Here is a 19,937-nt window from a genome sequence, read left to right on the forward strand (position 1 = left end):
TTCTTTGTTTCTGGAAATTCTTAGTTTCTGGCAGGCTTGTACCGAATATCATCTTGCAGTCCCGGCCTGATAAAGCTAGAACACTCTCACCGGCTCCACAGGGAAGACCGGCGCGCCTATGAAAAGCGGCAACCCCTAGAAACAATAACAGGTAATGACGATGACCGGACTGGTGCCCCGTCCCTGGATTGAAACGCTCGACATTTATGTGGGTGGCAAATCCAAAACGGCCGGCGTGAAAAACGCCGTCAAGCTTTCCTCCAACGAATCTGCCCTTGGGCCTAGCCCAAAGGCGCTGGACGCCTATGCAAAAGCCGCCGCCAGTCTGCATCGTTATCCGGACAGCTCCTATCGTAAGCTACGCGAGGCCATTGCCGAAAAACACCGGCTGGACCCCGAACGCATTGTCTGCGGCATCGGCTCTGATGAAATCCTGAAGCTGGCCTGCCGGGCCTATTTGGCGCCGGGGGATGAGGTAATTTACAGCCGACATGGTTTCATGATGTACCCTATTGCCGCAAAGTCTGTGGGCGCCGTACCGGTGGAAGCGGAGGACAAGGAATATACCGCCGACGTAGACAACATCCTCGCCCGGGTGACAGAGCGCACCCGCATTGTCTTTCTGGCCAACCCCAACAATCCCACCGGCACCTACCTTCCCCGGACAGAGGTTGAGCGTCTGTGGCGGGGGCTGCCGGATCATGTATTACTGGTGCTGGATGCGGCCTATGCCGAATTTGTCGAGGCGGCGGATTATGAGGCTGGCATCGACTTGGCCGGACGGGCAGAAAATGTGATGATGACGCGAACCTTTTCCAAGCTTTACGGCCTGGCGGCTCTGCGTCTGGGCTGGGGGTATGGGAACGAAAAGATCATTGCCACCCTGAACCGGCTTCGGGATCCGTTCAATGTGCCAACCCCGACAGAACAGGCCGGCATTGCCGCATTAAAGGATACGGTCTTTGAACATCAGGCCATAGAGCATAACCGCCATTGGCGCAACTGGCTGGAAGAAGAGCTTCAGGGCCTTGGCCTTGAGGTGGTGCCCAGTGTGGCCAATTTCCTGCTCATCCGTTTCCCGGAAGGCGAAAGAAATGCACAAGCGGCCAATGAGTTTTTGCTGAAAAACGGCTATATCCTGCGCTGGCTGCCGGAACAGGGCCTGGGCGACTGCCTGCGGCTTACCGTCGGGCGGGAAGAGGAAAACCGGGCCGTGGCGGCACTTCTGAAAAAGTTTATGGGAGAGGCCTGACATGACGCTCTACAAACATGTCACCATCATCGGGTTCGGCCTGATCGGATCGTCCGTGGCCCGGGCGCTCAGGGAAAATGGCCTGTGCGAAACTATCGTCGCCTGTGACCAGGATGCGGCCTGCCTGAAAAAGGTCGAGGAACTGCATCTGGCGGATCGCACGGAAGCGGACCCCGCCAAAGCTGTACTCGGCGCCGATCTCGTTATGCTGGCCACGCCGGTGGGCACCTTTGGCCCCCTTGCCAAAACCATTGGCCCTCATCTGGACTATGGGGCCACGGTGACCGATGTGGGGTCCGTCAAGGGCAGTGTGGTTCGGGCGCTCAGGCCGCATATGCCGCCCCATGTGCATGTCATTCCCGGGCACCCGGTCGCGGGGACCGAACAGTCCGGACCGGAAGCCGGGTTTGCCAGTCTGTTTTTCGGGCGCTGGTGTATTCTGACCCCGCCGGAGGATGTGGACGAGACCGCGCTCACCACCCTGAAAAAAATGTGGGAAGCTTTTGGCAGCACCGTGGAAATCATGACCCCGGAACATCACGATCTGGTGTTGGCGATCACGTCACACATTCCGCATCTGATCGCCTATAACATTGTGGGCACCGCCCATGACCTGGAAGGCGTGACGGATTCGGAGGTGATCAAGTTTTCCGCCGGCGGGTTTCGGGACTTCACCCGTATTGCCGCTTCCGACCCCACCATGTGGCGGGACGTTTTCCTGCACAACAAGGAAGCGGTGCTGGAAATGCTGGGACGGTTCACAGAAGATCTGACCGCGTTGCAACGCGCCATTCGCTGGGGTGACGGGGATAAGCTGTTCAAGCTGTTCTCCCATACCCGGGCAATCCGCAAACAGATCATCGAAGCTGGTCAGGATGACGCCGCCCCGGACTTTGGCCGCGAACACGACATTCCCAAAAACAACATGTCGCCCAAGAGCTGAACCGTTAGAGTGTATTGTGCATAGGTTGACCCATTCACAATTCACTCTAGACCTTGTCCGGGTTCTCGATGCCCTGATAGGCTCAGCAGTGGCATAGTCATCCAATAACAGTTAGATCGCCGCGCCCTCCACTCAGCGTATGACCGGGCTTAATTCGTAAACTGGGATAGGGCCCACAAACAGCAAGCCGTTCTGCAACGCAATGGACAATGACAAAACCTTGATCATTTCGTCATTACCATTCCGACGTTCTTCCACCATATCCTTCAGGTCATCCAGAATTTCATCGCCGGGTTCTTTCTGAAAGGCCGAAAGACCTGAGAGGACTTCGATAATATGCTCCACCCCGGTGATTTCGGCGCTGAAGGCGCCCAGGGGCCGAAACTCCTGGTCCAGGCTCATATCCCCCTTGAGCGTAAGGTCCAGCTTGCCGGAATCGATGCGCAATGTTTGCAATGTGACCGTGCCGCCTTCATCGCGCCAGGGAGCCAGGCCAGCCGGGGTAAACTCCGGCAGACGGCTGCCATGGACCGCCGCATGGACCATCACAGTGTCAGCTTTTTTGCCGAAAATTCCCACCGGGATCTCATAGGCCATAATGTCCTTTGCCCGCAACGCCATTTCACCGACAACCGGCATGTCCAGCTGGTCCGTATCCGGACTTTCCCCGATCGGACGACGGACATGAATCTGCACGTCGCGCGCTTCTGACAAACGTTCCTGTGGCCGGGCCGGGCCATAGCCCCACTGCATCTTGTCCATCACCACTGACAGGCGTTGGGGGCGCCTTTCCTCAATGTCCAGAATCAGGGAGGATTTGATGTGATCCGCCGCCAGCCGGAAAACCGCCTCTTCGTTTTCGCTCACAACCAGATCAGCATAATCCGCCACCATCACGCCATGGGTGAGTTTCCAGGGCTGGGCCACCACAGCCACCTCCGGGAAGGCAATAGACACCGTGCGTCCGGCCAGTTCCGGACCACCATAACTGACTTTCAGGGACGAACTTTTCAGCACGATTTTATAGGGAAACCCTTCCACCTCAAGGTCATCATAAAAAACCCCGACACCGCTGCCTTGCAAGTTCGCAATGGCTTCAAGCGTCTTTTCTTCAACCTGGGAGGCCAGATAAAACCAGAAGGCCACATATGCCCCGATCACCAACAAAACAATTGTGACAAGTACTTTAAAACGCATCAGCTTTTTCCACATTCCCCCCTGTTCATCCTGTCATCACCATGATGGCATAACACAACAGACCGTCTGGCGAAAAGATCATAATGAAATGACGGCCTAAAAGCCTTACGTCAACTGGCCCCTATTTCTACACAGCTTCCAACAGTTTCAGGCTGGCATCCTCAATGCGCTCTTCCAGGACGGCCAGGAATTCTTTTTTCTCTAGCCCCGGTTCAATGGGCGGCAAAAATTCAAAGATAATGGTTCCTGGGGACCATCTGAATCCTTTTTTCGGCCAAAACAATCCCGAATTCACCGCCACAGGCACCACCGGCTTTTGGGTATGTTTATAAAGGCCATAGATGCCGGAACGATAGGCATGACGCTGGCCGGGCAGGGTCCGGGTGCCTTCGGGAAAGATGACCACGCTGCGCCCTGCGTCAATCATTTTCCGGGCCGCTCTCATCATGGTGCGCATCGACCGGGGACCCGCACTGCGGTCAATGGGAATCATTTCCGATTTTTTGCAATACTGGCCATAGAGGGGGATCTTCAAAAGCTCCCTTTTCATCACGAATGCCGGATCCTTGAGCAGGGCATGCATGATCAGGGTGTCAAAGGCGGACTGATGCTTCATGGCAATGATGCAGGGGGTGCGGGGAATGTGTTCCGCCCCTCGGACTTCAAAATGGATTCCCGCCACGGTGCGCGACAAAAACAGGATGCTGTGAGACCAGAAGGTCTGGGCTCGGACCAGAAATCGACGATGCATCAGCAGGGCCGGCAGGCAAAAGGTACAATAGACACCCCCCCATACATAAAAAACAGCCGTGAAGACCAAGGACCGCAATCGGGCCATCATCCGTTTTTTCCCATATTCATATTCCCTGTGTCGTCTTTCCAGCCCATTGATTTCTGAAAAGAGAGGCAAGGTTTCCTCCCCGCTGAGACGCCCGGCGATGCTCGGCCCGATGCCACAATCCGGAGCCCCCGGAAACCGACATGTTTTTCGTCAAAATTCTGACTCGCTCACCGGTAATGTATCAGTCAGAGACGACCTGACAAGACTGAAAAGATATTTATTATATTCCCGGGCCAGAGAATAAAATTTGGTGTTTTCCGGACGCCACTGGCCAACCGGATGCGGGGTAAGCGGCAGGTCTGGCAAATACCGCTTCAGTTCCACCATGGCCCGCGGCATGTGTTCCAGCGACGTCACCACCCGCACGGACCCCACTCCCGCCGAGGCCACCCAGTGGGCAATTTCCCGGGCATTGCCTTCAGTATTTTGGGCCCGCTTGCCGATCTCGATACAGCAGGCCGCCAGCTTCGGGCTGCCCCCCAGATATTCCAGCAGCTCGTCTTCGGTGACTTTTTCATTGACCCCGGAAATAAACAGCCGCCGCGCCTGTCCTTCTTCCAGAAGGCGCATGGCCTCGTCCAGACGGTTCGCCCCCCCTGTCAACGCCACCACAGCATCGGTTTTTTCATCGGAAATCACCGTGTCCCGGGACAAGCCATAAAGAAACCACAAAAAACCACCGACCCAGAGCAGGAAAAGCACCATCAAAACATAAAAAAAGATCCGCATGCCTGTTCTCATCCCGTCCCTAAACGGTCCTGGCCAGTTCATTCATCACGGTAATCTGCGCCGTCACCATGGAAATCAACGCCGAAACAAAGGGCAAGGTCAGCAAAAGCGCCATTTCCAGATAAGGTATACGGGGCGTTTCCACCAGACCTGCTGCCAGATTTTGCACCAGATGCGCCAGACCAAAAATGGTCAGCAAGGCCAGAATAAGCCCGATAATCCCGCCTTTCAGGCCATGGCGCATGAACCGGCGCCGATAGGCCCGGGCGATCAGCCCGTCCTGGGCCCCCATCAGATGCATGATTTTGATAATTTCCTTATGTTCCGCAAGCCCCGCCTTGGTGCCAAAAATCACAATACACACACTTGCCATCACCACCAGCAGCAAAATGCCCAGCGCCACATATTCCAGCATGGTGACAAGTTTCAGGAAATGCGCCAGCCATTTCTGATGATCATCAATTTCGACCTTGTCCGAAATCTGTTTCAGCCGGCTGCGCAACGCATCCAGATTCAGAGACAGGCGGGCCTCGGTCCTCACATCCAGCATGGCCGGCACCGGCAAATCATCCGTAATATTTCCCGCCCCGAGCCAGGGTTCCAGAAGGTCAGCAATCTGGCCCTCTGACAGCACATGAACCTCGGTCACGCCCGGTGTCTGGCTGAGTACGGCGCGAACCCTTTCCACTGCTTCGCGTCGTTTTTCCGCTTCCTCTATGGTGATCTGTACAGTCAGCCGGTTGGACAGGCTTTGTGTCCAGTTGTCAAATCCGGAATGCACTAGCAAACTGCCCGTAAGCGCCAGAGCGCTAAGATAAACCATGACCGCCATAACCCAAGGCAACAGGCGGGTCGCCTCATGATCTTTTTCTTCGGGAAGGAATTCAAAATACGCCGTCATGCTCAGGCCCTTTCCTCAGGCCCCGGCGGCGACGTTGTCGGGCGCAGGGCTCCGGCATCAATGGGGCTTATGGGACTTTCGCCAGCACCGAGCAGTTGCAGCCGGCCATCATGAAGATGCATGCGGCTGGCCCCGATTTTGCGAACCAGCGACATGTCATGCGTGGCAATCACCGTCGTGGTGCCCAGCTTATTCAGCTCTACAAACAGATGCATCAGCCTCTCGGCCATCTCCGGATCCACATTGCCTGTCGGTTCATCCGCCAACAACAGATCCGGCCGGTTAATTACGGCCCGGGCGATGGCGACACGCTGTTTTTCCCCGCCCGACAGGGTGGACGGCCGGGACGCCATGCGATGTTCCAGCCCGACCCAGCTTAACAGTTCCTGCACATGTTCCTCGATTTCCGGGCCTCGACCACCGGCAATCTTCAGGGGCAGCGCCACATTTTCCACAGCCGTCAAATGGTCCAGCAGGCGAAAATCCTGGAACACCACCCCAATCCGCCGTCTCAAACGCGGCAGCGCCTTACGGTCCAGCGCCCCCACATCCTGGCCGAACATGGTAATCGTCCCCCGCGACGGCCGGTGCGCGAGATACATCAGGCGCAGCAAGGACGTTTTTCCCGCCCCGCTCGGGCCTGTAAGAAAATGGAAAGAGCCCGGACTCAATTCAAAAGTGATATCCTTGAGAACTTCTGCCCCCATCCCATATCGCATACCGACATTTTCAAAACGGATCACGCGAAAACCTCTGTGTCATGTGCCTCTGCTATGTATTTGACACATTTAAAGCATATCAGCCTTAATCTGCCAAGCCCCGCCACAAAAAGAATTGAGACGCCAGAAAATGGCCGTCATCAGACCTCGACTCTTGCACTGAACTATTCGGCGGATTATAAAATAAACTCCACTAGTGACAAAAAAACGCTATTTTACAGGCACCTGTATGATCCTCACCTGTCCGGAATGTTCCGCAAAATATGTGGTGGACCCCAAGGCCCTGATGCCCGCAGGGCGTATGGTGCGTTGCGCAAAATGCCGGCATACCTGGCGGGAGATGCCCCCGTCGGCGGACATTCCCGTGGTCAGTGAAGAAGAAGAACGACGTAATCTTGCCCCCGAACCGCCCGAAGATCAGCCCGAAGATCAGAGTGGCGGCAACCGCAATACAGAAGCAACGGTCCCGACCTCCAATTCCCCCTCACCGGAGCCAGGCACCAATCCAGGCACCAATTCTACCACTACAGCGGAACCGAACCGCGAAGCCACCACAAAGGATCAGGAACTGCCGTTTATGCAGCGCGCCAAACGGCCGCGACCAATCCCCCGGGGGTCCAATCTGCCGGCCCTGCAAAATCATCAGCACGGCCATAATATGTGGGGCTGGATCAGCCTTGTCGCCTTTGTTGTCCTGAGTATTGGCTCTATTCTGTTGTTTCATGAAACCATCAGCGAAACCTGGCCGCCCGCCCGCAAGCTGTATCAGATCATCGGCATGCAGGATTCCCCCGCCGGTGCCGGACACGCCGCCACGGCCACAGCCGCGCCCAAAGTACCGATCAGCAAACGGCTGGTGATTGAAAATCTTGAACCGGCACAGGAATATCAGGGCAATGTCCCTATCCTTATTGTCCGCGGGGAAGTCCGCAATATTACCGACGAACCCCAGAAAATCCCACCGCTGAAGGTGGCGTTGCAAGATGCCCAGCGTACTACAATCCGGCAATGGATTTTCCACCCCTCCCCCGGTATGGTCGCAGCAGGCAAGCATATCCGTTTCGAAACCAGATTGCCGGACCCGCCCCAGGATGCCCGAGATCTGCGCATCGCCTTTACCGAAGAAAAATAAAAAAGCTGTGATGATGTTGCCTTAGTCGTCAAAATTCACTCCAAAACCCGCCGCAAATCAGCCGTAAAGCAAATATAAAGCTTTTTTCGCTAAAACCGGTTGAGACAAAATATTGTGGTGAACAGGCTATGGCACATATACTGATTGCAGAAGATGAAGAAGCCGTACGCTGTTTCGTGAGTCGGGCTCTGGAACTTCGGGGACACAAGGTGACCGCCGTGGCGGATGGGGGCGAGGCGCTGGATGCCCTTGAGCGGGAAGAATATGACCTGCTGTTGACTGATATCGTCATGCCGGTAATGGACGGCATCGCCCTTGCCCTTAAAGCTTCGGCTGCCTATCCGGCCCTGCCAATTCTGATGATGACCGGCTATGCCCATGAAAAGCAGCGGGCCCACAATCTGGACGCCCTGATCCACGAGGTCATCAGCAAACCGTTCTCTCTGGAAGATCTGTGTCAAGCTGTGGAGACGGCTCTGGAAAATAAGCCCCCCCTTCACTGAGAAAGTTACACCAGGAAATATTCACACCAAGAAACATTCGCCGGGCGGGCCGGTACTCTTCTTCCCTTTATTGGGAGGGGAGGATGGCGCTGTTCGGGTCGGCGTCATCTGGCATCGGGGACGGCGCCAATTCCCGGATCAGTGGGGTCTGGGGGATATTGGCCCCAAGACGGTGTTTCAGATTGTTCAGCACCACCAGAATCTGAGACTGATACTGAGCAGCGCTTTCCATCTCCCCCGCTTCAAGACTGGACAGGGTATCACGAACCAGCCGATCCGCTTCCGCCAGCAGGTCTTCTGTTTCAATGCCGGTTTTGGATAAGGTCAGGCCCAGCCGGCTCAAAGACTGTCCCAAGCGTTTCTGGGTCTGCCCCCATTCCTTCCATTCCCGGCTGATCCGCGCCTCAAAGGCACTGGAACGGTCCGTACTGGCCAGTTCGGTGACAATCCGGCCCTTATAGCTGTTGGCCAGAAGCTGTTTCTGAATGGTGATCAGGTTGTCTACAATCTGTGCCCCCTGGCTCGCGGCCACATAACGGCCATAGCCGCCGGAAGTAAGAACGGCCAGATCGTCATTGACCAGGGCCTGCCGCAGATTGTCCACCAAAGCAATGGCGTGTTCATGGTCATTGCGGGACACATATCCCAGAATACGGTCATAGAGGCGACGAACCACCAGATAATCCGGCACCGTTTGTTGCGCATAACCATCAGACAATGCGCGTACACGCACAAAATCGCTAAAATCGTGATCCAGTTCCTGGAGGTGGCGCAAAATGGCCTCGGGGGATTTATTCTGACGAAGCGCCAGCGCCAGCCGGTCCAGCCCCTGCAACAGGGCCAGTTCCTTCTGACCGCTCTCCCCATATTCTAACAACAGGGCCAGATCCCACAAAATCTTGCGCGCCTCTTGCCAGTCGCCCGGCCGGGCGGGTCTCACCAGCCGCCAGTAGGCCGAACGCAACGCCATATAATAAACTGGCGGGCGCAGGGCAGTCTGGTCGGGCACGAGCCCCAAGGCCATCACCTTGCGCGCCAGGGTCTGGCGATCTTCGGGCCGGGTCAGAAGTTTTTCCCGAATGTCATTCAGCAGATCGGCCTCGGCGTCATGAAAAAACCGTTTGGGCAACAGTACTGCGTCCTTCCCCACACGACTGGCCTGCCCCGCCTCATCTTCCGCCACCAGCGTCACGGTGGCCAGCCGCCCCGCCATATCAACCGCCGAAAGATCCACATACAGGGTACCGGAAAATTCTGTCACCCCACTTACGGGCAGATCAAGATGCGCCACCGCCATATCGGGATTTTCCGGCTCACGCACCTCCAACGACAGGCGTTTCAGGGCATAATCATCCGCGAGGCTGATCTGAAGAGGCGTCAACCCAAGGGGGGTGGTTTCAGCCCCCAGGGCAAAATCCCGGATTTCAGGTGCTTCATCCTGCACCAGAATCACCGGCCATCGCCCCAGTCGGTAAGAACCGGTCCTGACCTGCCAGTCCGTTGCCTCCCGCAGGGTCAATTGCGCTTCATAGCTGCCGTCTCCCCCCTGTTCAAAGGGCACGACGCGCCCTTCGGCCACCAATACCGGACGCCAGCGGATATTATCAATCCGCACCTTCAACAGGCTGCCTTCAGGTACCGGATTGATCCCCGCCGCGGGAAAGGACCGCGAACCGTCCGGAAGGGGCTTCGCCGTTAAGACGCCTGATATTTCCATGCTTTCGGCTTCGGTATAGGGGGGCGGCACAAGGCGCGCCGTCATATGGGGAACGGGATAGGTAAACAGCGCCCGGGGTTTGAGCGCAATCTCCAGCCGGCGCCCCGCATCTTCTCCGGCCAAAAGCGCAAATACTCCCACCAGAAGGATCGATATCCCAAGAGTCTTGAGTGGCGCCCCCAGCCGCCGCGGCCGCCTTCCGGAAAACCCGGCCAGCACCAGCAGCCCCATCAGCGCCAGCATCAGCCCGTAAAGAGCTGCATGAATCCCCTCCGGCACATATCCCCACGGGTCCAGAAAAGAAATACCCAGATACAGAACCAGGATCGCGCCGGCCTGCACCCCTCCATAAGCCAGACCCTGCCCTGGCATTCCGGCGGCGGGACGTTCCGATCCAACAAAAGTGACCCTCATCAACAGGTCCTGATCTTCATGGTTTTATCTCCGGTAAACTCCCCTTATTGTGCCAGCCAGTCGGGAAGTCGATCAAGCCCGATCAGATCTTCATAACTCTGACGCGGCCGCACCACGGCAAATTCATTTTCTTTTACAAGCACTTCCGGCACAAGCCTGCGGGTGTTATAGGTCGAGGCCATCACCGCACCATAGGCGCCGGCGGACCGAATCGCCACCAGATCGCCGCTTTGCATCGGCACCAGGCGGCGCCCGCGGGCAAAGGTATCTCCCGTTTCACAAACCGGGCCGACCACATCATAGGGAACTTTTTCCGCCTTTTTTTCCCGCACTGGCACTATTTCGTGATAGGCGTCATACATGCTGGGCCGGATCAGGTCGTTCATGGCCGCATCAATAATCAGAAAATTGCGTTCCTCGCCCTCTTTTACATAGATCACCCGGCTGACCAGAATGCCGGCATTCCCCACCAACAGCCGACCGGGTTCAATGATAATCCGACAGTCAAGGCCGCCAACCACCTCCTTGACCATGGCGGCATAGGACTCGGGATGGGGCGGTTCCTGATCCGTAGGATCATAGGGGATTCCCAACCCGCCGCCCAGATCCAGGCGACGAATGTCATGACCATCCGCGCGCAGGGTTTCGATCAGCCCAGCCACCCGCTCGAATGCTTCCCGGAATGGTTCCAGCCGGGTCAACTGCGAGCCGATATGCACATCCAGTCCCACCACCTCAATCCCCGGCAATCGCGCGGCCTCGGCATAAATGCCCCGGGCCTGTCGCCAGGGCACACCAAACTTGTTTTCCGACTTGCCGGTGGAAATCTTGGCATGGGTGAGGGCATCCACATCGGGATTGATGCGAAAGGCGATGCGGGCGGTCAAGCCGAGATGCTCGGCCACCCGGCTGAGCTGATGCAGTTCCGGCACACTTTCCACATTAAACTGGTAAATGCCCGCCTTCAGGGCGAAAGCCATTTCGTCTTCGGTTTTGGCGACCCCGGAATAAACAATTTTCTCGGCCGGAATGCCGGCCTTAAGCGCCCGGCGCAACTCGCCCTCGGACACCACATCGGCGCCGCTGCCCAGCGCCGCCAGGGTGGCGATGACGGCCTGATTGGTATTGGCTTTCACCGCATAACACAATAAGAGGTCCAGCCCCTGTTGCTCAAAAGCCCGGGTCAGAACCCGATAATGACGTTCAAGGGTCGCGCTGGAATAACAATAAAAGGGCGTGCCTACCTGATCCGCGATGTCACGAACCGGCACGTCCTCCGCATACATTTCTCCCTGCCGATAACCGAAATGATCCATAGGTTATGATATCCTTTTAATATTGTGGCGTGCCCGTTCCAGATTTTTTCATCCCGGCGGGGGTGGCACTGCTTTCGGCCTGCGGTTTCTGATAACCGGGCGGGGGCTCCAGCGGGCTTTTCTTGCCGCAGCCATAAAGCGCAAAAAGCCCGGCCACAATCACCGCCAGCACCACACCTTTGGCCACAAAGGCAAGAATCAGTTTTTTACTCATCACGACATTCCCGGTTCCCGAATATGCAGTCCAATGGACTACAAGACAAATTGTCCCCTGTAAAGCCGCGCCTGTCAAAAAACCGTCCAGGGCGTTCACAAATCCGTGACTGTCATTTGCGGGAAAATGAGGTAAAATCCTGCTTCTCTCTTTTGACCTCAACCTTTCTTATCAAGGAGATTCCCATGATCGGGTATGTGACATTGGGCACCAATCATTTTGAAAAAGCTGCGGCATTTTATGACAAGGTTCTGGCCGTGCTCGGGGCCAAGCGCACCATGGAAGCCGACAGCTTCATTGCCTGGGGCACCGCCCCGAATGAGCCCATGCTGTCCATTATCCTGCCCTATAACAAAGAAGCCGCCACCGCGGGCAACGGCACCATGGTGGCCCTTTATGCCCAGTCTCCGGAAGTGGTCAAGGCGGTGTACGAGGCCGCTCTTGAGGCCGGCGGCACGGATGAAGGTACCCCCGGCCCGCGCAGCGAGGGCGGTGACGGCTTTTATGCCGCCTATTTCAGGGATCTGGACGGCAATAAACTGAACGCCTTCTGTATGGTTCCCGCTTCTTAGGGTGAATTGAGCCTGTCTCATCACTAGCTCCGGAAACAGACAAGCCCCTTTCCCCGCCCCGGAATATCGGGGACACTAGAAAGGGGCTCAACAATCTGCGCCGGGGCATGAGACGCCGTTTAAACCTGATAAAGCCTTAATCCTCATAATCCGGGCCCTGACCTGACCCCGGTCTTACCGGCGGCGGCGCAACGCGGCAATTCCCAACAGCCCAAGCAGCAAAAGCCCGACCATTTCGGGTTCCGGAACGGTGGGAATCTGCCACAGCACAATCGTCTCCAGCCCGGTTCCGGAAATATTGGGCACCTGGATGCCCAGCCAGAAGGTCGCGGTCTCACCCACCGGCAGGAAACCATCAAACCACAGCATATGTTGATCCGACAGCTCATTAAGCACAAAATGCCCACTGCTGCTTACTGGCGGCAGCGGGTCAAAAATGAACCCCAGCCCATCGGGCTGAATCAAAGCGCCGCTGGCATCCAGCATGGCCAGTTCGATATGGAAATCCTTCCAGTCAAGAATGGGATAATCGGGATTGTTGAACACATCCTTGTCGATAGCAATTTGCACCAGGGGTGCATCAATGGGGTCAAACCCGATCTGAAACTCGATATGGCAGGGCTGCACAGCCTGGAAATATTCCTGAACCTGCCCCGTATCAAAGCCCAGATGCTGTGACTGTGGCCCTACCGGCGTGGCCACACAGGGCCCCTGAACATTACTCAGATTGATGGTTGTGGCCCGTACCGGCAACGCCGCAAAGAGAACCATCCCCGTCAGCGCAACCGCCCAGCCGTATTTTTTGAGTACAGACTTTTTCATCATGGTGATCATGGCGAGCGTCCTTAAATATGTTGTCATTACAAAACGACCCGGAACTTGTTGAACTCGCAAACTCAATAGAAGTATATGCAAGTTTTGTTCCAGCCATGACATATGACTTCCTGACGGAACGCTTAAGCGGTCATTTAGAGGGGTTTTAATATAAGCATTTCATAACACTGTAAAATATTCCGACACTTAAACATATTCTGGTGAACATATTCTGGCAACTTGCGCCGGGCCTCTTCCAAAGAAAACCTTATCACAGAGGACCTGACACAGCCTCATGGGGGGGGAGGCCGAGCGGAGTCTGCCGGAATCTTTGGCCGGAATCTTTGGCTGGGATCTTTAACCGGAATATTCTATCGGGATGTTCGGATCAGGATGCAAGACGTTTGCGGGCGGCCTTGACCTGGGCGCGCACCTGATCAGGGGCGGTACCGCCATAGCTCTGGCGGCTGGCGACGGAATTTTCCACACTCAGCACGCTGAACACGTCTTCGGTAATGCGCGGTTCCACCTCCTGCATTTCCTTGAGACTGAGACCGTCCAGATCGCAGCCCTTCGCTTCCGCCCGCGCCACCAATGTGCCGGTGACATGATGCGCCTCCCGAAACGGCATGTCGAGCACCCGCACCAGCCAATCGGCCAGATCGGTGGCGGTGATAAATCCGGCTTTGGTGGAGGTCAGCATCTTGTCCGACTTGACCCCCATATCCTCGATCATGCCGGTCATGGCGGCGATGATCAGGGAAAAATTCTCCGCCGCATCGAAAGTGGCTTCCTTGTCTTCCTGCATATCCTTGGAATAAGCAAGCGGCAAGCCCTTCATCACAATCAGCAGGCTGTTCAGCGCGCCGATGATTCGCCCGGCCTTGGCCCGGCACAGTTCCGCTGCATCCGGGTTTTTCTTCTGCGGCATGATGGAGGAACCGGTGGTGAATTTATGGCTCAGCGTGATATAGTCAAACTGCGCCGAGGACCAGATCACAATCTCCTCCGCAAGCCGCGAGACATGGGTCGCGCAGATGCTCGCCGTCGCCAAAAATTCCAATGCAAAATCCCGGGCTGACACGCTGTCGAGGCTATTGGCCGTTGGCCGATCGAACCCCAGTTCCCGGGCCGTCATGAACCGGTCGATGTCAAAGGACGTGCCTGCCAGCGCTGCCGCTCCCAAGGGACATTCATTCAGTCGCTTGCGCACATCCCTAAGCCGGTCCCGGTCGCGGGAGAACATTTCAAAATAAGCCAGAAGATGATGGCCGAACGTGATCGGCTGGGCGCTTTGCAGATGGGTGAAGCCGGGTAGGATCACCTCGGCGAATTTTTCCGCCTTGTCCACCAGGGCCGCCTGCAGCCGCCCCAATGCTGCCTCCATCTGGTCAATGGCGTCGCGTATCCACAACCGGAAATCGGTCGCCACCTGATCATTCCGCGAGCGCGCCGTATGCAGCCGGCCGGCCGCCTCGCCGATAATTTCTTTAAGCCGGGATTCCACATGCATGTGGATATCCTCAAGCCGGGCATCATAGGTAAAGTTTCCGGCTTCGATTTCTGTCTGAACCTGATCCAGTCCTTTCAGGATCGCCGCGCCATCTTCCCTTGAAATTATGCCTTGTGCCACCAACATTTTGCAATGCGCCTTTGACCCCTGGATATCCTGGGCATATAACTTCTTGTCAAAATCAATGGAGGCATTGATTTTTTCCATGATTTCCGAAGGACCGGCAGCAAAACGTCCGCCCCAAAGTGCGTTTGCGGATTTTTCCGAGGCCGGTTTTCCGGAGGCCTTCTTCTGGTCAGACATGACTTTATCCTGTTTTTGTGGCATGTGAGGGAGTAATGAATAAAACGATTATCGGTTTGGCGGTTTTTATTGCCCTTGTTTTCGCGGCACTCTTGTTCGCAAACAACTTCCTGAACGACGGAAATACGCCAAAAGTGAGCCCGCTGCAAGCCCTGGCGGTGGGAAATATGGCAAAATTTAGCGCCCATTCACAGCCCAAGTCCCTACCGGATATTCCCTTTATCGCCCCGGACGGCCGCCAGGTCACCCTTGACGCCTTCCACGGCAAAGTGATTCTGCTGAATATCTGGGCCACCTGGTGCGCCCCCTGCCGCCATGAAATGCCGGGTCTCGACCGGTTGAACCAGACCATGAAAAATCAAAATTTCGAGGTGGTGATCCTGTCTATGGATCGCAGCGGCCGGGACGTGGTGATGAAATTTCTGAATGAGGTGGGCATTCAGTCCCTGAGCCCCTATCTGGACCCCACGGGCAAATTCAGCCGGGCGGCCGGCGCACTGGGCCTGCCGGTCACGCTGCTGATCAATAAAGAGGGGAAAGAACTCGGCCGGCTGACCGGTCCCGCGGAATGGGACTCCGAAGACGCCCGCGCCCTGATTCGCGCCACCCTGGATCCGGCCTAGAGAAAATTGAGCCAACCTATTTACAATTCACGCTAACGCAGCGGAAGCGCTGCGTCCCTTCCTCTGCCAAAACACCCTTGACACCACTGTTATATTATAACATAAATCACAAACAAGGTTATAACATAACATATTAAGGGATACTCTGAACTATGCCTGACCTTTCCGCCAGCCGCCTGTTTTGTCTGTTGTTTTCCGCCGCCGCCAGCGTCGGCGTAACGGCGCTCCCGGCAATCAGTGACGACGGTGCCCCGGCACACGATCACGGCCATGAAATGGAAGAAATCTTTGCCACCGCGGCCCCCCATGAGAAAAACCGCATGGATGTGCTGCAAGGCAACAGCCTGCTCAGCGGCGAAGATCTTGATCGGCGCATGGCCGGCACCATTGGCGAGACGCTGAGCGGCATGCCGGGCATTTCCTCCACCTATTTCGGGCCCGGTGCCAGCCGCCCGATCATTCGTGGCCTGGGCGGCGACCGGATCCGGGTGCTGATTAATGGGATCGGCAGCATCGACGCTGCCAGCACCAGCCCCGACCATGCCGTGGCCGGCGATCCGCTTACCGCCGAACGGGTGGAAGTCCTGCGCGGGGCCAGCACTCTGATTTACGGCAATAACGCCATTGGCGGCGTGGTCAATATCATTGACAACCGGATTCCTGCTGCCCTGCCGGAGGCGGGCTTTGAGGGCCGCGCGCGCCTCGGTTATGAAACAGCGGGCGAAGACATTTCCGGCGGCGCAGCGATCACCTCTGCCGTGGGGAACCGGTTCGCCCTGCATCTCAACGGGTATTTCCGCAATTCGGAAGATTACGACATCCCCGGTAAGGCCGAAAGTGAACGTCTGCATGCCGCCGAGGGCCATGATGACTCGTCGCTTGAGAATGAGACTTCCGGCACGGTGGAAAACTCCGACGTGGACAACAAAGGCGGGGCCGTTGGTTTCGGCTGGTTCGGGGAAAACGCCAAGCTCGGCGCGTCCTTCAGTCTTAATGACAGCAATTACGGTGTTCCTGGTGGTCATGGACATGAAGAAGAGGACCATGAAGAAGAGGATCACGAAGAAGAAGTCGTGCGCATCGACCTGGACCAGAAACGTTTTGATCTGGCCGGGGAAATCACCCGGGATTTTGCCATTTTCCAAACCGCCCGCCTGCGTTTTGGATATGCAGATTACGAACACAAGGAACTGGAAGGCGAGGCCATCGGCACCCGCTTCCTGAACGAGGGCTGGGAAGGACGCCTGGAACTGATCCAGAAAGACATGGAAAAGCTGCACGGCTCCATGGGCTTGCAAATCAGGAAACGGAACTTCAAGGCCATTGGGGATGAGGCCTTTGTGCCGCCCTCCGAAACCCTGCAATGGGGTGTCTTTGCGGTGGAGGAAGTAGTCCTTGACCCGCTGACCCTGGAATTCGGGGCCCGCTTTGATCATCAGAACACCGAAAACAAGACGCTGGGCATTGACCGCAGCTTCAACAGCATCAGCCTGTCGGCCGGCGCCGCCTATCATCCAACGGATGACAGCCTGGTGGGCCTGAGCCTCAGTCACACAGAACGGGCGCCCACGCCCGAGGAACTGTTTTCCAATGGCCCGCATCTGGCCACCAATGCCTTCGAACGAGGCAATATCGGCCTGGACAAGGAAAAAGGCATTACCGCAGAACTGACCCTCAAGAAAGAAAGCGAAACGTTCCGCGGCAGTCTCAACCTGTATCACAGCTGGTATCAGGACTTTATTTTCGAGCAGGAAACCGGTGAAGACATAGACGGCCTGCGGGTATTTGAATTCCGCCAGCAGGATGCCCGCTTCTACGGCGCGGAAGTAGAAGCGGAATGGACCCTGTTCCAAAAAGGACTGCATCAGGTCAGCCTGGACGTGGCCGGGGATTATGTCCGCGCCAAATTCACGGACAATGGGGGCAATGTCCCCCGTATTCCCCCGCTCAGCGCCACGCTGGGGCTGAATTACATCGGTGAGGCGCTGGAAGCCCGCGCGGAAGTACGTTTTGTGGATGATCAAAACAAAATCGGGGCCAATGAACTGGCCACGGACGGCTATACCGAACTGAACCTGGAACTGGGCTGGCAACCGGCGGAGGCCATTCCCGAGCTGATGGTGCGGCTGGCGGCAGAAAACCTGACCGATGCGGAACGGCGCACCCACACCTCGTTTCTCAAGGACAGGGTGCCGCTGCCCGGGCGGAATTTCAAACTCAGCCTGACTTACGGGTTTTAGGGTGAATTGTGGGGTCTCTCAGACATCCCACCAAACGGTTTCATCGACGCCGGTTCGAAAACCGGCGTTACGTATGGTGATTGAAAAGAAACCTCTGGCCGGATTGGCGATGGGTGTGAAAGACAGGAAAATAAATTCTTCCTTACGGCACCACCGTCACCGGCACCTTGGCTTTTTGCAGCACGCCGTATGCTACGCTGCCCAGCCCCAGCTTGGCGAGAAACCCCTTGCCCTTGTGCCCCATGAAAATCTGGTCCGCATTCTGTTCCTCGGCCACCGAGGTAATCACGTCTGCGGCATGGCCCACCTGGACAAAACTTTCAATGGTCACGCCTTCGCGCGCCAGGCGTTTTTTGGCCGGTTCCAGAATTTCCTCTTCCGCCGTTTCCAGCTGTTCCATCTGCTGGGAATGACGCACGGCCAGCTCTTCCACACTCATCACCTCAAATTCGGACCAGTCGACCACATAAACCAGCAGCAGCCGCCCCCCGCCATGTGAAACCAGTTTATCCGCGGCAAGCTTGGCGGCGCGCTCACTGACCTCTCCACCATCATACCCCACCAGATAAGTTAATTTTCCCTTGGTCATGGAAATACCTCGTTCATCTGTTAACGAAAATTGTTGTACGCCATAAGCTTAACCTTACTGCCTGGATCTAGTGAAGCATTGATCGGCATCAATTGCAAGACATCATCCCGGCGATGCTTCCTTTGTCGAAAACTAATACAAAAAAAATATGGAAAAATTTTCTAGGATAGCGCGTTATAATGTTCTAAATTAACAGGCAGCCCGTGGGGGGCGTGTTGAAGAAAGAGATGTGGGAATCATCTGAAAATTTCAAACTCCAAACTGCATACGCCCAAAATGCATATGCTGAGAATACACATGAACGACACACCCCTTTCATCGGGGCTGAACTATAACTTATAACTGAACCATAATTTACATAAAGTACCAATCAGGGTTAAATAACAGAAATGAGTATTACCGAATACAAGATTCATTCAGGGGCATAAAATGGACAGGTCAGTACACAAAACGCCTTTTAATCATGCCCGTTCCAATTTGAAACTGGTGACCTCTTCGACCTGTTCCGGAAACACGGCCTGCGAAGACTGTTCCGTCCGGCATATCGCCATGTGTAGCGCCCTTGACACGAAACAGGTGCAGCAGTTGGCTGATATTTCCACAGACTTCAAACGGGATGCGCGGCAGATTTTATGTTCCGAGGGCGACCCGGCAGATTATCTGTATAATATCCGCGAAGGCTGTGTGCGTATTTCCAAAATGTTGCCGGACGGCCGCCGGCAGATTACCGGCTTTCTGTTCCCGGGAGACTTTTTCGGACTGGCCTGCAAGGATGTCTACACCTTCACGGCAGAAGCCATTTCCCCGGTGGATATGTGTCGCTTTCCGCGCAAGAAAATCGCGCGGCTGTTCAGTGAAATGCCGGAGCTTGGCGAACGGGTTTTCGAGATGACCTCGACCGAATTGGAAGCCGCCCATGACCAGATGCTGCTTTTGGGCCGTAAAACCGCCAGCGAAAAACTGTGCTCCTTCCTTCTGGCTATGGCGGAAAAGTCCGCGCTGCGCACGCCTCGCGCCGCAGATCACGTTCATCTGCCCATGAGCCGCTCGGACATTGCCGACTATCTGGGGCTGACCGTCGAAACTGTCAGCCGGCAGTTCACCAAACTGGCCAAGGCCGGGCTGATCAAACTTGAAGGGGCTCATGATGTGCACCTTCTGGACCGTGACGCCCTGGCGGATATGGCAGAAGGAGACTGATCTCTCCCGGCATCGGTGGTAAAACCCTTGACCAAAACCGATGCTGGGAAACAGCCTTGAAAACGGCCAAAAACCGGTCAAAAGCCTTGACAAGACGATCCCCAACGCTATAGTGCGCCATCACCGCAAAAGGCCGTGAGCCTGCGGAATGACGAATCGTCATATCCCGGTCTGTAAATACGGGCCTGTGTCCGTTACCGGCTATG

Annotated in this window: 19 protein-coding genes; 8 read left to right on the top strand and 11 right to left on the bottom strand. The window is 56.0% G+C overall.

The window, feature by feature from the left end:
- Positions 1 to 154: 154 nt before the first annotated feature.
- Both hisC and FE788_RS12365 read left to right on the top strand, forming a co-directional pair.
- Positions 155 to 1,252, top strand: coding sequence for a histidinol-phosphate transaminase (gene hisC, locus FE788_RS12360; RefSeq protein ID WP_210413974.1), 1,098 nt, complete (start codon positions 155 to 157; stop codon positions 1,250 to 1,252).
- A gap of 1 nt (position 1,253) precedes the next feature.
- Entirely contained in the window at positions 1,254 to 2,195 is a 942-nt protein-coding gene (locus tag FE788_RS12365; protein ID WP_138380931.1) for a prephenate/arogenate dehydrogenase family protein, read from the top strand.
- 132 nt (positions 2,196 to 2,327) lie between these two features.
- Here the strand turns inward: FE788_RS12365 and FE788_RS12370 are convergent, their stop codons facing one another.
- From FE788_RS12370 to ftsE, 5 genes are all read right to left on the bottom strand, one after another.
- Positions 2,328 to 3,392, bottom strand: coding sequence for a DUF2125 domain-containing protein (locus FE788_RS12370; protein ID WP_168190411.1), 1,065 nt, complete (start codon positions 3,390 to 3,392; stop codon positions 2,328 to 2,330).
- A 127-nt stretch (positions 3,393 to 3,519) separates the two neighbouring features.
- Positions 3,520 to 4,302 carry a lysophospholipid acyltransferase family protein gene (locus tag FE788_RS12375; protein ID WP_138380933.1) on the bottom strand — a complete coding sequence of 261 codons (783 nt, stop codon included), beginning with the start codon at positions 4,300 to 4,302 and terminating at the stop codon, positions 3,520 to 3,522.
- A gap of 81 nt (positions 4,303 to 4,383) precedes the next feature.
- Positions 4,384 to 4,962, bottom strand: a complete 579-nt coding sequence (locus FE788_RS12380) for a YdcF family protein (protein WP_168190412.1) — start codon at positions 4,960 to 4,962, stop codon at positions 4,384 to 4,386.
- Between the two features lie 19 nt (positions 4,963 to 4,981).
- Positions 4,982 to 5,863, bottom strand: coding sequence for a cell division protein FtsX (locus FE788_RS12385; RefSeq protein WP_138380935.1), 882 nt, complete (start codon positions 5,861 to 5,863; stop codon positions 4,982 to 4,984).
- A gap of 2 nt (positions 5,864 to 5,865) precedes the next feature.
- A complete protein-coding gene (gene ftsE / locus FE788_RS12390; protein ID WP_138380936.1) occupies positions 5,866 to 6,606 on the bottom strand; it encodes a cell division ATP-binding protein FtsE in 741 nt (246 codons plus the stop codon).
- A 205-nt stretch (positions 6,607 to 6,811) separates the two neighbouring features.
- Between ftsE and FE788_RS12395 the strand changes: the two genes are divergently transcribed.
- Positions 6,812 to 7,714: a DUF3426 domain-containing protein gene (locus FE788_RS12395; protein WP_138381397.1), complete on the top strand. Its 903-nt coding sequence runs from the start codon at positions 6,812 to 6,814 to the stop codon at positions 7,712 to 7,714.
- Positions 7,715 to 7,842: 128 nt separating this feature from the next.
- Positions 7,843 to 8,217 carry a response regulator gene (locus FE788_RS12400; protein ID WP_138380937.1) on the top strand — a complete coding sequence of 125 codons (375 nt, stop codon included), beginning with the start codon at positions 7,843 to 7,845 and terminating at the stop codon, positions 8,215 to 8,217.
- A 67-nt stretch (positions 8,218 to 8,284) separates the two neighbouring features.
- Here the strand turns inward: FE788_RS12400 and FE788_RS12405 are convergent, their stop codons facing one another.
- The 3 genes from FE788_RS12405 to FE788_RS12415 are packed head-to-tail and all read right to left on the bottom strand — an operon-like array spanning position 8,285 to position 11,878.
- Positions 8,285 to 10,348, bottom strand: a complete 2,064-nt coding sequence (locus FE788_RS12405) for a DUF4175 family protein (protein WP_138380938.1) — start codon at positions 10,346 to 10,348, stop codon at positions 8,285 to 8,287.
- Between the two features lie 44 nt (positions 10,349 to 10,392).
- The gene (gene lysA, locus FE788_RS12410; protein WP_138380939.1) at positions 10,393 to 11,664 is read right to left on the bottom strand and encodes a diaminopimelate decarboxylase; all 1,272 of its coding nucleotides are present in this window, start codon (positions 11,662 to 11,664) and stop codon (positions 10,393 to 10,395) included.
- A 16-nt stretch (positions 11,665 to 11,680) separates the two neighbouring features.
- Positions 11,681 to 11,878, bottom strand: coding sequence for a hypothetical protein (locus tag FE788_RS12415; protein ID WP_138380940.1), 198 nt, complete (start codon positions 11,876 to 11,878; stop codon positions 11,681 to 11,683).
- A gap of 185 nt (positions 11,879 to 12,063) precedes the next feature.
- Here FE788_RS12415 and FE788_RS12420 point away from each other — a divergent pair, with 185 nt between their 5' ends.
- Positions 12,064 to 12,450, top strand: a complete 387-nt coding sequence (locus FE788_RS12420) for a VOC family protein (RefSeq protein WP_138380941.1) — start codon at positions 12,064 to 12,066, stop codon at positions 12,448 to 12,450.
- Between the two features lie 174 nt (positions 12,451 to 12,624).
- Here the strand turns inward: FE788_RS12420 and FE788_RS12425 are convergent, their stop codons facing one another.
- The gene (locus FE788_RS12425; RefSeq protein ID WP_168190413.1) at positions 12,625 to 13,311 is read right to left on the bottom strand and encodes a PEP-CTERM sorting domain-containing protein; all 687 of its coding nucleotides are present in this window, start codon (positions 13,309 to 13,311) and stop codon (positions 12,625 to 12,627) included.
- Between the two features lie 340 nt (positions 13,312 to 13,651).
- Positions 13,652 to 15,079: an argininosuccinate lyase gene (gene argH, locus FE788_RS12430; RefSeq protein ID WP_138380943.1), complete on the bottom strand. Its 1,428-nt coding sequence runs from the start codon at positions 15,077 to 15,079 to the stop codon at positions 13,652 to 13,654.
- A gap of 35 nt (positions 15,080 to 15,114) precedes the next feature.
- Between argH and FE788_RS12435 the strand changes: the two genes are divergently transcribed.
- Complete coding sequence (locus tag FE788_RS12435) at positions 15,115 to 15,702, top strand: TlpA family protein disulfide reductase (RefSeq protein ID WP_138380944.1); 588 nt, start codon at positions 15,115 to 15,117, stop codon at positions 15,700 to 15,702.
- A gap of 152 nt (positions 15,703 to 15,854) precedes the next feature.
- Positions 15,855 to 17,942, top strand: a complete 2,088-nt coding sequence (locus FE788_RS12440) for a TonB-dependent receptor (RefSeq protein ID WP_138380945.1) — start codon at positions 15,855 to 15,857, stop codon at positions 17,940 to 17,942.
- Positions 17,943 to 18,084: 142 nt separating this feature from the next.
- Here FE788_RS12440 and FE788_RS12445 read toward each other — a convergent pair whose 3' ends face one another.
- Positions 18,085 to 18,531 (bottom strand): universal stress protein, encoded by a 447-nt coding sequence (locus FE788_RS12445; protein ID WP_138380946.1) that lies wholly within the window; start codon positions 18,529 to 18,531, stop codon positions 18,085 to 18,087.
- Between the two features lie 429 nt (positions 18,532 to 18,960).
- Here FE788_RS12445 and FE788_RS12450 point away from each other — a divergent pair, with 429 nt between their 5' ends.
- Positions 18,961 to 19,731, top strand: coding sequence for a cyclic nucleotide-binding domain-containing protein (locus FE788_RS12450; RefSeq protein WP_138380947.1), 771 nt, complete (start codon positions 18,961 to 18,963; stop codon positions 19,729 to 19,731).
- Positions 19,732 to 19,937 lie beyond the last annotated feature (206 nt).

The sequence above is a fragment of the Luteithermobacter gelatinilyticus genome (assembly GCF_005849285.1).
GTDB lineage: Bacteria > Pseudomonadota > Alphaproteobacteria > Sphingomonadales > Emcibacteraceae > Luteithermobacter > Luteithermobacter gelatinilyticus.

Bases quoted from the DNA above. Each gene is read 5' to 3' on its own strand.
- hisC (WP_210413974.1), top strand. From the start codon at position 155: ATGACGATGACCGGACTGGTGCCCCGTCCCTGGATTGAAACGCTCGAC.
- FE788_RS12365 (WP_138380931.1), top strand. From the start codon at position 1,254: ATGACGCTCTACAAACATGTCACCATCATCGGGTTCGGCCTGATCGGA.
- FE788_RS12370 (WP_168190411.1), bottom strand. From the start codon at position 3,392: ATGCGTTTTAAAGTACTTGTCACAATTGTTTTGTTGGTGATCGGGGCA.
- FE788_RS12380 (WP_168190412.1), bottom strand. From the start codon at position 4,962: ATGCGGATCTTTTTTTATGTTTTGATGGTGCTTTTCCTGCTCTGGGTC.
- FE788_RS12385 (WP_138380935.1), bottom strand. From the start codon at position 5,863: ATGACGGCGTATTTTGAATTCCTTCCCGAAGAAAAAGATCATGAGGCG.
- FE788_RS12395 (WP_138381397.1), top strand. From the start codon at position 6,812: ATGATCCTCACCTGTCCGGAATGTTCCGCAAAATATGTGGTGGACCCC.
- FE788_RS12400 (WP_138380937.1), top strand. From the start codon at position 7,843: ATGGCACATATACTGATTGCAGAAGATGAAGAAGCCGTACGCTGTTTC.
- FE788_RS12405 (WP_138380938.1), bottom strand. From the start codon at position 10,348: ATGAGGGTCACTTTTGTTGGATCGGAACGTCCCGCCGCCGGAATGCCA.
- lysA (WP_138380939.1), bottom strand. From the start codon at position 11,664: ATGGATCATTTCGGTTATCGGCAGGGAGAAATGTATGCGGAGGACGTG.
- FE788_RS12415 (WP_138380940.1), bottom strand. From the start codon at position 11,878: ATGAGTAAAAAACTGATTCTTGCCTTTGTGGCCAAAGGTGTGGTGCTG.
- FE788_RS12420 (WP_138380941.1), top strand. From the start codon at position 12,064: ATGATCGGGTATGTGACATTGGGCACCAATCATTTTGAAAAAGCTGCG.
- FE788_RS12425 (WP_168190413.1), bottom strand. From the start codon at position 13,311: ATGACAACATATTTAAGGACGCTCGCCATGATCACCATGATGAAAAAG.
- argH (WP_138380943.1), bottom strand. From the start codon at position 15,079: ATGTCTGACCAGAAGAAGGCCTCCGGAAAACCGGCCTCGGAAAAATCC.
- FE788_RS12435 (WP_138380944.1), top strand. From the start codon at position 15,115: ATGAATAAAACGATTATCGGTTTGGCGGTTTTTATTGCCCTTGTTTTC.
- FE788_RS12440 (WP_138380945.1), top strand. From the start codon at position 15,855: ATGCCTGACCTTTCCGCCAGCCGCCTGTTTTGTCTGTTGTTTTCCGCC.
- FE788_RS12445 (WP_138380946.1), bottom strand. From the start codon at position 18,531: ATGACCAAGGGAAAATTAACTTATCTGGTGGGGTATGATGGTGGAGAG.
- FE788_RS12450 (WP_138380947.1), top strand. From the start codon at position 18,961: ATGGACAGGTCAGTACACAAAACGCCTTTTAATCATGCCCGTTCCAAT.